This is a genomic window from Escherichia sp. AM3 (genome assembly GCF_032029835.1).
Classification (GTDB): Bacteria; Pseudomonadota; Gammaproteobacteria; order Enterobacterales; family Enterobacteriaceae; genus Escherichia; species Escherichia coli.
Genome location: NZ_JAVUPQ010000883.1, coordinates 1 through 285, shown reverse-complemented (window position 1 = coordinate 285; position 285 = coordinate 1). Strand labels below are relative to the sequence as shown.

The 285-nt window shown below is 58.2% G+C and carries 1 protein-coding gene; it reads right to left on the bottom strand.

The window, feature by feature from the left end; translation table 11 throughout:
- A partial coding sequence (locus RTW80_RS28865; RefSeq protein ID WP_312721533.1) for an aldehyde dehydrogenase family protein occupies nucleotides 1-285 on the bottom strand: 285 nt, incomplete at both ends.

Sequence of the window (285 nt, the reverse complement as noted above, 5' to 3'; positions counted from 1 at the left end):
ATGCACGCCAAGCGTCAGGCCGTAACCCGAGGCGTTGATCTGATCGATCAGCTCGTTGAGGTTGTTACGGTTGTAGCGCACCACGTGCAGTACCGGACCGAAGACCTCTTTTTTCAGCTCGTCGAAGCTTGCCAGCTCAATCAGCGTTGGCGGCACGAAGGTGCCGGTCTGCCACTCGCGGGCATCTTCGCTGTTCTCGCGCACCGCCTGGAACACCGGACGGCCTTTGGCACGCATGGTCTGAATGTGATTTTCAATGTTGGCTTTGGCTTCCGCGTCGATCAC